Here is a 12,125-nt window from a genome sequence, read left to right as displayed (position 1 = left end):
GACGACGTCGCCCTGATCCTGAACAAGGACCCGGAGCTGGAAGGTCCACGCGGCCAGGCCCTGCGCATCCTGCTGCACCTGTTCGAACACGACAGCAGCGCGAAGTATCTAAGAGCGGGCTGAAAGCCGGGCGACGCGGCGCTGCCAGAGCCAGAGCGCCGGCGTCACCCCCAACTCCATCGCCAGCGGCAGCAGCGCCGCCCGGTCGGTGGTGCCGCTGGCGCTGATCGCCACCAGGCGGGCGCAGCCGCCGGTGACGACCAGGGCCACGAGCAGCGACACCCGGGCGCCATGCGCCTCGATCCGCGGGATCGACGCCCAGAATGCCAGCCCGATCGCCAACAGCAGGCCCGAGAGATAGGCGAAATGGGTGTCGGCCGGCGACCCCGCCAGCAGGCCGGCGCCCTTCAGGATACCGCCGAGCCCGCCTGATATCGGCACCAGCGCGCCGATGGCGATCACCGCCTGCAGCAGGTGCCGTTCGCGCATCAGAACCCCTTCACCGCGGCGACCAGATCCTGGAAGGCCGGCGCCTTGCCGCGGAAGGTGGGGTAGAAGGTCAGCAGCAGGCCGATATGGCCGAGGCCGGGATAGAAATGGGTTTCGACCGGCACCCCGGCGGCGCGCAGGCGGTCCGCCATCTCGGTGGTGTTGCTCGGCTTCACCGTGTCGTCGGCGGCACCGTGCAGCAGCACCATCGGCCGCGCCTGCGGCCCGACCTGGGCGATCGGGCGGGCCTTGTCCTCCTCGGTCAGCCCAGCGAAGACATCGCGCGTCGGCACCCAGCTCAACGGGTGGAAGCTGTACGGCCCGGCCTCGCCGACCATGCCGCGGATGCGGGTCAGTGGCAGGCCTTGGGCGGCGAGGTAGGACGGATCGGTCGCCAGCAGGGCGGCGATATAAGCGCCGGCGGAATGGCCGACCAGCACGATACGATCGGGGTCGCCGCCATAGCGGGCCGCATTCGCCGCCGCCCAGGCCACGGCGGCCGCGCCGTCCTCGACGAAGGTCGGAAAGGCCACGGCCGGCGACAGGCGGTAATCCGGCACGATCGCGACGATGCCTTCGGCCGCCAGCGCCTGGCCGACGAAGCGGTAGTCGCGGCGCTCGCCGCTGGTCCAGCTGCCGCCGTAGAAGAACACCACCACCGGGGCGGGCGCCGCGCCCGATTTCGCCGGCCGGTACAGGTCCAGCATCTGCCGGTCCTGCCCGCCATAGGCGATGCCAGTCTCGACCTCCGCATTGTTGCGGACCAGGGCGGCGTTGAGCGCCCCGAGCGGCGAGCAGCCGCCGGGAAGCAAGGCGAGGAGGGAGAGGAAAAGCGCGCGCATCGGTCGTCATACGCCGGCGGCCCGCAATCGGATGCGGATTATAAATCCGCAAGGGCGGAATAAAGCCGGAGATGGTGCGTCCATAGGGTCATCACGGTCCCGCTGCCGATGCCTGGAGGCCCCATGTCCCTGCCCCGCCTGCTTCCCCATCCGAGGGCGATCATCCTGGCCGCGCTGCTGCTTGGCGGCGCCACCGCCTGGGCCGCCGGCCCTGACGAAGCGCCGTTCCTGGCCGAGAACGACGCCGCCATGACGACGATGATGGACGGCATGTCGGTCAAGCCGACCGGCGACGTCGATGCCGATTTCACCGCGATGATGATCCCGCACCACCAGGGCGCGATCGACATGGCGCAGGCCGAGCTGCGCTATGGCCACAATGAGCAGCTGCGCCGCATCGCCCAGGAAATCATTGTCGAGCAGCAGCAGGAGATTGCCGCGATGCGGCTGGCGCTGGGCCAGCCGCTGCCGCCCTCCGTCGCCGCACCCGACCAAATCGCCCCCTCCTCCGCCGCGCCGCCGGCCGGCGGTTCTGCCAAGCCCATGACCATGCCGATGGAGCACTGATGTGACCCGCACCCTCCTGCTGTCCGCCCTGCTGGCCGCCACGGCCATCGCCGCGCCCCTGTCGGCCTTCGCCGGGCAGGCCCCCCTCGCGGCCTCGGCCCCCGACATCCCGATCAGCCACAAGGACCGGGTCTATGCGGCGGAGCAGTTCTCCAACACCGTGTCGGTCACCGACCCCGTCGACAACAAGCTGCTGGGTGTGATCCGCCTGGGCGACCCGCAGCCGACCAATTTCAGCCCGCTGTACCGCGGCCAGCTGCTGGTGCACGGCATGGGCTTCTCGCCCGACCACCGCACCCTCGCCGTGGTGTCGATCGGCTCGAACTCCGTCACCTTCATCGACACCGCGACCAATGCGGTGAAGCACACCACCTATGTCGGCCGCTCGCCGCATGAGGCCTTCTATACGCCGGACGGCCGCGAGGTCTGGGTCACCGTGCGCGGCGAGAACTACATCTCGGTGCTGGACGGCAAGACCTATGAGGAGAAGACCCGGATCATCGTCCCGGCCGGCCCGGGGATGCAGATCTTCTCGCCCGACGGCAAATACGGCTACATCTGCTCGTCGTTCAATCCGGAGACGGTGGTGGTCACGGTGGCCGACCACAAGATTGTCGGCCATATCCAGCAGGCCAGCCCGTTCTGCCCGAACATCGCGGCGACGCCGGATGGCACCCAGGTGTGGTTCACGCTGAAGGATATCGGCAAGACCCAGGTGTTCGACGCCAAGCCTCCGTTCAAGCTGCTGACGACGATCGACACCGGGCCGATCACCAACCACGTCAACATCGTGCGCAACAAGAACGGCATGTTCGCCTATGTCACTGTCGGCGGCCTGAATCAGGTCCAGGTGTTCCGCACCGACGATTTCTCCAAGGTCGCCACGATCCCGGTCGACAACCTGCCGCACGGCATCTGGCCGTCGGGCGACGGCACCCGGGTCTATGTCGGCATCGAGAACAGCGACGAGATCACGGCGATCGACACCCTGACCAACACGGTGATCGGCTCGGTCGCGATCGGCCAGGCGCCGCAGGCGGTCAACTATGTGCCTGATGCGGTGCCGGAGGGCGACGGCACCCAGAACCTGCAGCCGCTGGGCATCGCCGGCCAGACCGCGCATGTGTCGATGGTTCCGGTCGGCGATGGCAAGCCGGCCGCCGGCCCGGCGCCGACCAGCGTCTCGCTGTTCGACCAGGGGCTGACCCAGGTGCTGCAGGCCGCGGCCACGGGGCTGCAGCCGAAGCAGCCCTATGTCCTGGCCCTGTCCGGCCAGGCCGATGGCGGCGGCACGCTGGAACCGCTGGCGGCCTTCATGACCAACCCGGCCGGCTCCGCCATCGTCAATGCGCTGGGCCCGATCCGGCAGGTGGTGCAAGGTCAGGCCGATGCCGGGCGGCGCTGGCTGGTGATCGCGCCGGGCACGGTGGCGGGCACCACCGGTGCCGCGGTGCAGGTCCAGGCGGCGCAATGACGGATTCCGGCCGTCCTGCAGCTGCGGCGGCAGGACGGCCGGGCCATCCGGACGCCGAAAGGGGCGATCGGCCGATGAACGACATGATGATCCTGGTCGAACCGCTGATCCCTGCCCTGCGCCGCTATGCCCGGTCGCTGATGCGGACCGACGCGGCCGGGGCCGACGATCTGGTGCAGGACTGCCTGGAACGGGCCATCACCCGCTGGCACCAGCGCCGGGCGGATGGCGATGCGCGCACTTGGCTGTTCACCATCCTGCACAACCTCGCGGTCAGCCGGATGCGCCAGGCCGCCCGGCGCGGCTGGCACGTGCCGATCGACGATGCGGACGAGGCCGCCACCGCGCGACCACCGACGCAGGAGGCCGGGCTGCGCCACCGCGAGCTGCTGCGGGCGCTGGACACCCTGCCGGAGGAACAGCGCAGCGTGCTGCTGCTGGTGTCGGTCGAAGACCTGTCCTACGCCGAGGCGGCCAAGGTGCTGGACGTGCCTGTGGGCACCGTGATGTCGCGCCTGTCGCGGGCGCGTGAGAGACTGCAGAGAACCATGGATTCGGAAACGCCGGCCGCAAGCCAGCCTGCGCTGCGGAGGGTGAAATGAACATCGGCCACCCGATCACCGAGGACGAGCTGCACGGCTATGTCGACGGGGTGCTGGCCCCGGAGCGGCGGGCCGAGGTTCAGGCCTATCTCGACGACCATCCGGAGGTGGCGCAGCGGATCACCGGCTATGCCGCCCAGCGCGAAGCCCTGCGCTCCGCCTTCGGCCCGATCGCCGAGGAGCCGGTTCCGCCAGAACTCTCCCTGTCCCGGCTGATCGAAGCGCGGCGGTCGTCGTACCGGCGCCTGCCCTGGCGGTCGGCGGCGGCGGCGATCCTGCTGCTGGCGCTCGGCGTCGGCGGCGGCTGGCTCGGGCGCGGCCTGTCCGAACCGGCGCAGGGCGGCATCGCCGCACTGGCGCAGGAGGGGGCCGACAGCTACGCGGTCTATGCGACCGACCGGGTCCGCGCGGTGGAGATCGGCGCCGACAAGCAGGACGAGCTGGTCCGCTGGGTGTCGAACCGGCTGCAGCGGCCGGTCAGCGTGCCCGACCTGACCCAGGCCGGATACCACTTCATGGGCGGCCGCCTGGTCGCCACCGCGCACGGCCCGGCTGGGCTGTTCATGTATGACGACGGCCACGGCACCCGCCTGACCATGCTGGTGCGGCCGATGGCGATCGACGGCGACACACCGATGTCCGAACATTCCCGCGGCACCGTCTCGGGCGTCGCCTGGGCCGACCAGGGCCTCGGCTATTCCCTGGTCGGGGCCAAGCCGGCGCAATTGCTGCATCCCATTGCCGACGAGGTGCGGCGCCAGATTGACGAAAAGCTCGACGGCTGATTCAGTCTTTTTTCATTTCCATGACCTATAGTTTCAGGAGACTTCCATGATCGATTTCCGCGTCTGCGCCCTGGCTGCGCTGCTCTGCCTCGGGCTGACCGGCCCGGCCTTCGCCCATGCCCACCTGACCTCGGCGGTGCCGGCCGAGAACGGCACGGTGACGGTAACGCCGTCGACCCTGCGCCTGAAATTCTCGGAAGGGCTGGAGCTGCGCTTCACCGGCGTCAAACTCACCGGGCCCGACGGCGGCGCCGTCCCGACCGGCGACGCCGCCCTGGGCCAGGGCGACAACACCAGCCTGGTCGTCCCGGTCCCGACCGCGCTGAAGCCCGGCGCCTACACCGTCGACTGGCACGCTTTGTCGACCGACGGCCACACCACGAAGGGACGCTACAGCTTCACGGTCGGTCAGTGAGCTGGCTGGACGGAGCCCTGGCCGCCTGTCGCCTGCTGCACTATTCGGCCCTGGTCTTCGTCTTCGGCACCCTGGTCTTCATCCGGTTCCTGGCGCCGCCGGCCCTGGGCGCGGTCATCGCCCGGCCGTTCCGCGCGCCGCTGGGGGCGAGCATCGTGCTGGCGGCGGTCACGACCTGGCTGTGGCTGCCGCTGCAGGCGGCGGAGATTGGCGGCGGCTGGGATGGCGCGACCGACCCGGACACCCTGTGCGCCGTGTTGTTCGACACCGGCTTCGGCCATGTCTGGCTGGGACGGGCCGCGCTGTCCCTTCTGCTGCTGCTCCAGATCCGCTGCCGACGATCGGGCCGCGTCGCGCTGACGGCCGGCGCGCTGCTGGCCAGCCTGTCCCTGATCGGGCATGCCGCCATGCAGGCCGGCCTGCCCGGACTGCTGCACCGCCTCAACCAGGCGATCCACCTGCTGGCCGGCGGCTTCTGGCTCGGCGCCCTGGTGCCGTTCGTGCGGTGCCTGCCGGAGCTACGCGTGCCCGAGCGGCGCATGGATTCGATCCGGGCGCTGCAACGGTTCTCGACCGTCGGGCATGTCGCTGTCGCGGCCGTGCTGGCCAGCGGGGTGGTGAATGTCGTGCTGGTGCTGGGGGGCTGGCCGACCGACTGGTCGTCGCCCTACCAGGCCCTGCTCGCCGGCAAGATCCTGGCGGTCCTGGCCATGACCGGGCTGGCGATCGCCAACCGCTACATCCAGGTGCCGCGGATCAAGCGATCGAATGGCAGCGCCGTCCGGATGATCCGCGACGGCGCCATCGCCGAAATCGTGCTCGGCCTCGGCGTGCTCGCGCTGGTGGCCGTGTTCGGGCTGCTGGATCCGCAGTGACGGGCCCCGCGAAGGGCCCGTCGACATTGCGGAAAATCAGAACACCAGCACCAAGCCCGAAGTCAGGGCCGAGGTCTCGAAATACTTGCCCTGGTAGAACTCGTTCCGCTCGTACCGCAGCTCGCCGAACGCATCCAGGCCGGGGGCGATGTTGTAGATCACCGTGGCCAGCGCGCTGTGGTTCGTTTTCAGGTCCTGGCCATTGGTGAAGGACGATTTCAGCCCGTTGCCGCGCTGCGCCGTGGTGTAGGCATAGCCGAGCGAGCCGATCCACGGACCGGTGGTGTAGGACACGTCGCTGACGATCGAGTCGATCGACGTGTCGGAGTGGAACGTGCTGGAGAAATGCGTCCAGTTCACGCTGGTCCAGATGCCGTTGGCGAAGCCGAGCTGGCCGCCGAGGCTGTAGGACTGGAGGTCGTGATTGCCGCTGACGCCGTTGCCCTGGTTGGTCGTGCCCGCGACCCGCACCGAGGTGCCGTCGAAGGTCTGGGTGTAGTCGGCGGCGGCCCCGATGACGTTTTCGTACATCGTGGTGCTGTCGTTGACGAGATCGTTGACACCACCATTGCCGGCATGGCCGTTGCCGCCGACCACCGGGGTGAAGTCGAAGCCGAAGGTCAGGCCCGACAGGCTGGGCGAGAGGTACTTGACCTTGGTGTCCTTGGCATTCAGCCCGCCGAACTGCTGGTACGGCGCCACGGCGTAGAACGCGTCGGTGCCGCCGACGGTCGCATTCGGGCTGCGGAAGCCGCCGGCCCAGTCGGTGTCGATGCCGAGCTTGCCGGCAAGCGTCTGGTGCGCGTAGACGACGCCGATATCCTCGGCCAGGTAGGGGGCATCACCGAAGGTGAACGTGCCGAAGCCACCCTTGACGTAGACATAGGTGCGGTCGACGGTGACGTTGTTCTTGCGATCGACATTGTTGAACCGCACCCGGGCGCCGTATTCGAGGCCGGAATCCGTGACGTTCTTGATGTCGAACTGCAGCCGCCCACCGGACACGAAATCATAGTCGCGATCGAGCTGGGCGTTCCGGTTGTCCCCGAACACGACACCGGCCAGGAAGCCGACGCGGCCGGAGATCTTCACCGACACGTCGGCCATGGCCGGCAGTGCGGTCAGCGCGAGAGCGGCCGCAGCCGCGGCGCCGTAGAACTTGGTCTTATCCATGAGACACCCTGGTCTTGGCGGTAACCGCCCCGGAATGATGACGTCCATCCATTGCTCCAAGTCTCGACCAGACAAAAGCGAAAACGTTACTGTAACTGGAATGTCATATTCCACACCGGCCGGTCTATCATCGCCAGCCATGACCGGAACGAATGACGGCGGCGAAGGAACCGCCGGCGAAGCAACCATTGCCACGCCGGCCCGGATCGGGGCAGGAACTGGGGCATGACGAAGACAGCCCCGGCCGCCCGGCCCCTTCCCGATACCGGCCCGCAATTCATTCCGCGGCCGCACCAGCTCACGGCCCGCGACGCCATCCTCGCGGCCCGGGCCCAGGGACGGCCGGGCTTCCTGCTGGGCGACCTGACCGGGCTGGGCAAGACGCTGTCGGCCTGGCTGGCCGTGGCGGCGATGCCCGAGGACGAGGTGCTGGTGATCTGCCCGAAGGGCGCCGTGCCGCAATGGCGCCGCACCATCGCCCGGTCCGGCACCGCGGCGAAGCGGGTGACGCTGACCAATTTCGAGAAGACCAAATCGCTGCTGGCGCCGCCGCCGGCCAGCACCAAGCGATCGACCCGGGCCAAGAACAACGAGCTGGCCAAGCACGGCACGGCGAAGCGGGTCTGGCCGATCGTCGTGATCGACGAAAGCCACCGCATCCGCAACCCGAATTCGCAGCAGGGACTGGTGTGCCGGCAGATGGCCGCGGCCGCCACCTTCACGATCTATATGAGCGCCACGGCCGGCCAGGCGCCGCATGAGCTGTCCTATCTCGGCCGGCTGCTGGCCGAGGCGGCCGGCGGCGGCGCCGGCGAGCTCGATGATTTCCGCGGCCTGATGAAGCGGCTGCGCATCGGCCGCGCCAAGGGGCGCTGGAAGAACTGGAGCTGGGAGCCGAACGCCGAGGACCGGCGGGTGATGTCGGAGCTGCTGTACAAGGGTACCAGGGCGATCGGGCTGCGCCGCCGGCCCGAGGACATCGCCGGCTGGCCGGAGGTGCAGCGCGAGCTGGCGCCGACCGCGCTGGATGCCCCGTCCCGGCGGCTGTACGACGCGACCTGGCGCGAATTCCGGCGCGAACTGGGCCTGGCCGGCGGCAGCACCCGCCGCGCCACCGGCTGGGCCGCCGACCTGCGCTTCCGCCAGAAGGCCAGCCTGCTGCGCCTGGCCGGCACCACCGATTTCGCCGAGGACCTGCTGTCGAACGGCCAGCAGGTCGCCGTGTCCGTCGCCTTCCTCGAGACCAGCGCCATGCTGGCCGAGATGCTGCGCGGCCGCGGCTGGGCGGTCGGCGAGATCAACGGCACCCAGTCCGGCGACGCCAACGAGGCCACCCGCATCGCCTTCCAGACCGGGCAGCTGGATGCCGTGCTGTTCACCGTGACCGAATCGATTTCGCTGCATCGCGGCGAGCTGCCGGGCGGCGAGCGCGAGCGGTCGCTGGTGGTGCATGATCTGCGCCACAGCGCGATCCAGATGCAGCAGATCGAGGGGCGCTGCCACCGCGACGGCCAGCGCGCCGTAATCTACTACGCCTATGCCGAGGGCACGGTGGAGGAGAAGGTGGCCGGCACGGTCATCGCTCGCATGGCGTCGATGGAGGGCATGGCCGGCGACGACACAGCGATGCTGGACGCCATCGCCGCGGTGGTCGAGGCTGCGGCAGCCGCCCGCGAGGCGGCGTGAGTCCTGTTGAAGTTCGAGAGATGGCCGCGATGAACGCCGACGACGTCCTGAAACGCTACAAGGATGAGAACCTGCCCGATTTCAGCGGGATGGAGCTGGCCGGGGTGAACCAGGTCGGCCTCTTCGGCGACGCCCCGATCCATGTCGCCGCCATCCGTGGCCGGATCGACGAGATCACGGCGCTGCTGAATGGCGGCGCCGACGTGAATGCGTCAGGGGAAGCCGGCAACACCCCGCTGCATGAGGCGGTGATGCAGGGCCGGGTGGAAGCCGTGGCGCTGCTGCGGGAACGCGGCGGCGACCCCGACCGCCGCAACGATTTCGGCGGCACGCCGCTGGACATCGCCCGCGCCCGCAAGAACCGCCGCCTGATTAAGCTGCTGGAAGCCAAGGGGCCGGCCCGCCGCTGACGGACGGTGCCGCAGGCCTCACGGCATCATCGGCTTGGTCGAGGAGGCGCGTGGGCGCAGCTGCACCGCGATCGCCAGGGCGGACAGCAGCAGCCCGACGGCGCAGACGCCCGGCCACTGCCATAGGCTCCAGGCCAAATTGCCCATGGCCGAGCCGACGGCCCCGCCGATGAAGCGGGACACCATGTAGATGGTGTTCAGCCGACTCATCGCATCCGCCTTCAGGCCGACATTGCGGGTCATGTTCGAGACATGGCCCGACTGCACGGCGACATCGAGCAGCACGAAGCCGGCGATCATCCCCCAAAGCGAGCCGCCGATGGCCGCCAGCAGCAGGAACGTGACCAGCACGGCGATGCTGCTGAGCAGCACCGTGAGCTGCGGGCTCCTGCGGTCGGCCAGCCGCCCGACCTGCGGCGTGACGAACATCGCGACCACGCCGATCACGCCGAACAGGCCGGCGACATCGCTGCCGTAATGCGCCGGCATGGCATCGAGATGGAAGGCCAGCGTGGTCCAGCAGGCGCTGAACGCGCCGAACTGCAGCGCGCCGATCATGGACGTCTCGCGCAGCACCGGCTGCTCGCGCACCAGCCGGCCGAGCGACGCCATCAGCGCGCCGTAGCGGCCCTCGAAGGACGGTCGGTCCTTCGGCAGCAGGACGGACAGCACCGCCAGCAGCACGATCATCACGCCCGCGGCGATCCAGTACATCGCGCGCCAGCCCCACTCGGCGCCGACGAAACCGGCGACGGTGCGCGACAGCAGGATGCCGCACAGCAGTGCGCCCAGGACGGTGCCGACGGCCCGCCCGCGCTCCTGCGGCGGCGCCAGCTGCGCGGCAAAGGGCACGGTCACCTGCGGCACCACGCTGGTGAAGCCGACGGCGAAGCAGGCTACGATCAGCCAGGGCAGGCTCGGCGCCAGGGCGGTCGCCACCAGCGCGCCGGCCGAGGCCAGCAGCAGCGCGCCGATCAGCAGGCGCCGGTCGATCATGTCGCCGAGCGGCACGAACAGCAGCATGCCGAGCGCGTAGCCGGCCTGGGTCACGATCGAGGCGCTACCGGCCTCGCGCTGCGTGACCTGGAAGGTCTCGGCGAAATCCACCAGCAGCGGCTGGTTGTAGTAGTTGTTGGCGACCACGATCCCGCAGGCGGCGGCCAGGATCCAGATATCGGACCTACCCATGCCGGCGACCGGAGCGAGGCGTCTGTCGAACCATCCTGGCGCAAAGGACCATGGTCCTCTCCCCCTGCTGCGCGGTCTGTCCGGATTCAGTAGATCGGCCGCACGGGCCGCGGAACCACCGCACCGCGCACGGCATCCTTGCGTGACGCGCTGGGATGCCGGCAGGAGGCGAAGCCTGGGTTACCAGAGGTTCTTGCCGTCGATCACCCGCACCGGCACCGCATCCAGGTCGAAATCGTCGAACAGCCGGGCATTGACGCCGACCTTGAGCGCGCTGAAATCCGGCTTGCCGTCGACCCGCTCCGGGATCTCGGTGTAGGTGCCGCAGCCGCAGATGGCGCAGTGATGGTGCTGCACCGTGTGGCTGTTCCACTGATAGGTCGACACCCGGTCGCGGGCGGTCAGCAGCTTGAATTCCCCGGCCGGATAATAGGCCCACAGCGGCCCGCGCTTGGCGCAGAAGCTGCAGGTGCAGCGGGTGACATCGGCCGGCGCGGACGTCAGTTCGAACTGCGTCGCGCCGCAATGGCAACTCCCCTTGATCGTCATGGCGTCCTCCCCTCGATGGCGAGCGCTGCCGGAGCGGCTGTCCCGCCCGGCTCGGTCGCAGGCCCGTCCTCGTGCTCCTCCTCCGCCGGCACGCGGCCGATCACGCCAGCCACGATCTCGATGGCATCGACCATCCGGTCGGTGGCGTCCAGCAGCGCCAGGATCACCGGCTGGTCCGCCTCGGGCAGGCCGGCGGGGTCCAGCAGTTCGGCCAGCACCCGGTACCGCGCCGGCAGGTCGAACGGAATCGCGGCCGGGCGGTGGTCGCGCAGAGCCCCGGCCAGTTCGTTCAGCGCCGCCGCGACGGCGCGGCCGAAGGGATCGATCGCCGCATGCTTCGCCAGCGCCGCCGGGCCGTGGTCGTGCAGCGCGCTTTCCAGCGCCATGGCCGCGCGCAGGATGCGGTTGGCGTTGGCGAAGATCGCTTCCGCCCGCGCCGGCTGGCCGGGATCGGCCGGTTCCATCCGCAGCTTCTCGACCGAGGCCTGGGCGTTGACGCGGGCACCGCGGGCGGCGCCGCGGGCATCGGCCTGCGCCTTGGCATCGGTCCCCAGCAGGGCCAGGAGGTAGGTGGCGTAGGAGTCGAGCATGGTCGCGATCATCGGCCGCTCGCGCCCCCGCTCCCAGGTCGGCCATAGCAGATAAGCGGCCAGGCCCAGCAGGCTGCCCAGCACCGTGGCGAGGCCACGATCCAGCACCGACTGCCCGGCCGACAGGCCGGCGAGGCCGAGCAGCAGCACCACCACCGCGGTCAGCAGCGACACCGCCAGGCCATAATGCACCGGCACCAGATATCGGAAGGCGAAATAAAGCGGCCCGACCAGCAGCGCCTCGGCCAGCGGATGGGCGGACACCAGATGGGCCAGGGCGGTGGCCAGCAGCAACCCGGCCAGTGTGCCGAACATGCGCAGCAGGCCAAAGCTGACCGTGCCGCTGAAATCCGGCTTCAGCACGATCACCACAGTCATGGCGATCCAGTAGAACTGCGGCAGGCCGATCGCCCGGCCCACTGCCTCGGCCACCACCACGCACAGGGCGCAGCGCAGCGCGTGGCGGCAGGCGGCGGAGGA

Annotated in this window: 14 protein-coding genes; 8 read left to right on the top strand and 6 right to left on the bottom strand. The window is 69.6% G+C overall.

What is annotated here, in order from left to right; genetic code table 11:
• Positions 1 to 108: 108 nt before the first annotated feature.
• A complete protein-coding gene (locus AC3XYG_RS11450; protein WP_489139958.1) occupies positions 109 to 489 on the bottom strand; it encodes a DUF4345 domain-containing protein in 381 nt (126 codons plus the stop codon).
• On the bottom strand, positions 489 to 1,331 hold the full coding sequence (locus AC3XYG_RS11445; protein ID WP_489139957.1) for an alpha/beta hydrolase: 843 nt from the start codon (positions 1,329 to 1,331) through the stop codon (positions 489 to 491). Before AC3XYG_RS11445 ends, AC3XYG_RS11450 begins: the two co-directional genes overlap by 1 nt.
• A 123-nt stretch (positions 1,332 to 1,454) precedes the next feature.
• Between AC3XYG_RS11445 and AC3XYG_RS11440 the strand changes: the two genes are divergently transcribed.
• From AC3XYG_RS11440 to copD, 6 genes are all read left to right on the top strand, one after another.
• Complete coding sequence (locus AC3XYG_RS11440) at positions 1,455 to 1,898, top strand: DUF305 domain-containing protein (protein WP_489139956.1); 444 nt, start codon at positions 1,455 to 1,457, stop codon at positions 1,896 to 1,898.
• Position 1,899: 1 nt separating this feature from the next.
• Complete coding sequence (locus tag AC3XYG_RS11435; RefSeq protein ID WP_489139955.1) at positions 1,900 to 3,372, top strand: YncE family protein; 1,473 nt, start codon at positions 1,900 to 1,902, stop codon at positions 3,370 to 3,372.
• 74 nt (positions 3,373 to 3,446) lie between these two features.
• Positions 3,447 to 3,974, top strand: coding sequence for a sigma-70 family RNA polymerase sigma factor (locus AC3XYG_RS11430; RefSeq protein ID WP_489139954.1), 528 nt, complete (start codon positions 3,447 to 3,449; stop codon positions 3,972 to 3,974).
• Positions 3,971 to 4,759: an anti-sigma factor family protein gene (locus AC3XYG_RS11425; protein WP_489139953.1), complete on the top strand. Its 789-nt coding sequence runs from the start codon at positions 3,971 to 3,973 to the stop codon at positions 4,757 to 4,759. Before AC3XYG_RS11430 ends, AC3XYG_RS11425 begins: the two co-directional genes overlap by 4 nt.
• Before the next feature lie 46 nt (positions 4,760 to 4,805).
• Complete coding sequence (copC, locus tag AC3XYG_RS11420; protein WP_489139952.1) at positions 4,806 to 5,174, top strand: copper homeostasis periplasmic binding protein CopC; 369 nt, start codon at positions 4,806 to 4,808, stop codon at positions 5,172 to 5,174.
• Positions 5,171 to 6,049, top strand: coding sequence for a copper homeostasis membrane protein CopD (copD, locus tag AC3XYG_RS11415; RefSeq protein ID WP_489139951.1), 879 nt, complete (start codon positions 5,171 to 5,173; stop codon positions 6,047 to 6,049). Before copC ends, copD begins: the two co-directional genes overlap by 4 nt.
• A gap of 36 nt (positions 6,050 to 6,085) precedes the next feature.
• Here copD and AC3XYG_RS11410 read toward each other — a convergent pair whose 3' ends face one another.
• The gene (locus AC3XYG_RS11410; protein ID WP_489139950.1) at positions 6,086 to 7,222 is read right to left on the bottom strand and encodes a porin; all 1,137 of its coding nucleotides are present in this window, start codon (positions 7,220 to 7,222) and stop codon (positions 6,086 to 6,088) included.
• A 225-nt stretch (positions 7,223 to 7,447) separates the two neighbouring features.
• Between AC3XYG_RS11410 and AC3XYG_RS11405 the strand changes: the two genes are divergently transcribed.
• Positions 7,448 to 8,908: an SNF2-related protein gene (locus AC3XYG_RS11405; protein WP_489139949.1), complete on the top strand. Its 1,461-nt coding sequence runs from the start codon at positions 7,448 to 7,450 to the stop codon at positions 8,906 to 8,908.
• A gap of 29 nt (positions 8,909 to 8,937) precedes the next feature.
• Positions 8,938 to 9,318 (top strand): ankyrin repeat domain-containing protein, encoded by a 381-nt coding sequence (locus AC3XYG_RS11400; protein WP_489139948.1) that lies wholly within the window; start codon positions 8,938 to 8,940, stop codon positions 9,316 to 9,318.
• An 18-nt stretch (positions 9,319 to 9,336) separates the two neighbouring features.
• Here AC3XYG_RS11400 and AC3XYG_RS11395 read toward each other — a convergent pair whose 3' ends face one another.
• From AC3XYG_RS11395 to AC3XYG_RS11385, 3 genes are all read right to left on the bottom strand, one after another.
• On the bottom strand, positions 9,337 to 10,506 hold the full coding sequence (locus AC3XYG_RS11395; RefSeq protein ID WP_489139947.1) for an MFS transporter: 1,170 nt from the start codon (positions 10,504 to 10,506) through the stop codon (positions 9,337 to 9,339).
• Positions 10,507 to 10,686: 180 nt separating this feature from the next.
• The gene (locus AC3XYG_RS11390; protein WP_489139946.1) at positions 10,687 to 11,055 is read right to left on the bottom strand and encodes a GFA family protein; all 369 of its coding nucleotides are present in this window, start codon (positions 11,053 to 11,055) and stop codon (positions 10,687 to 10,689) included.
• The coding region (locus AC3XYG_RS11385; protein ID WP_489139945.1) for an FUSC family protein at positions 11,052 to 12,125 on the bottom strand (1,074 nt) is incomplete at its 5' end. The genes AC3XYG_RS11385 and AC3XYG_RS11390, both read right to left, overlap by 4 nt.

The sequence above is a fragment of the Inquilinus sp. genome, assembly GCF_057815775.1.
The sequence above is the reverse complement of the archived record's forward strand: the minus strand, read 5'-3'. Positions and strand labels throughout refer to the sequence as shown.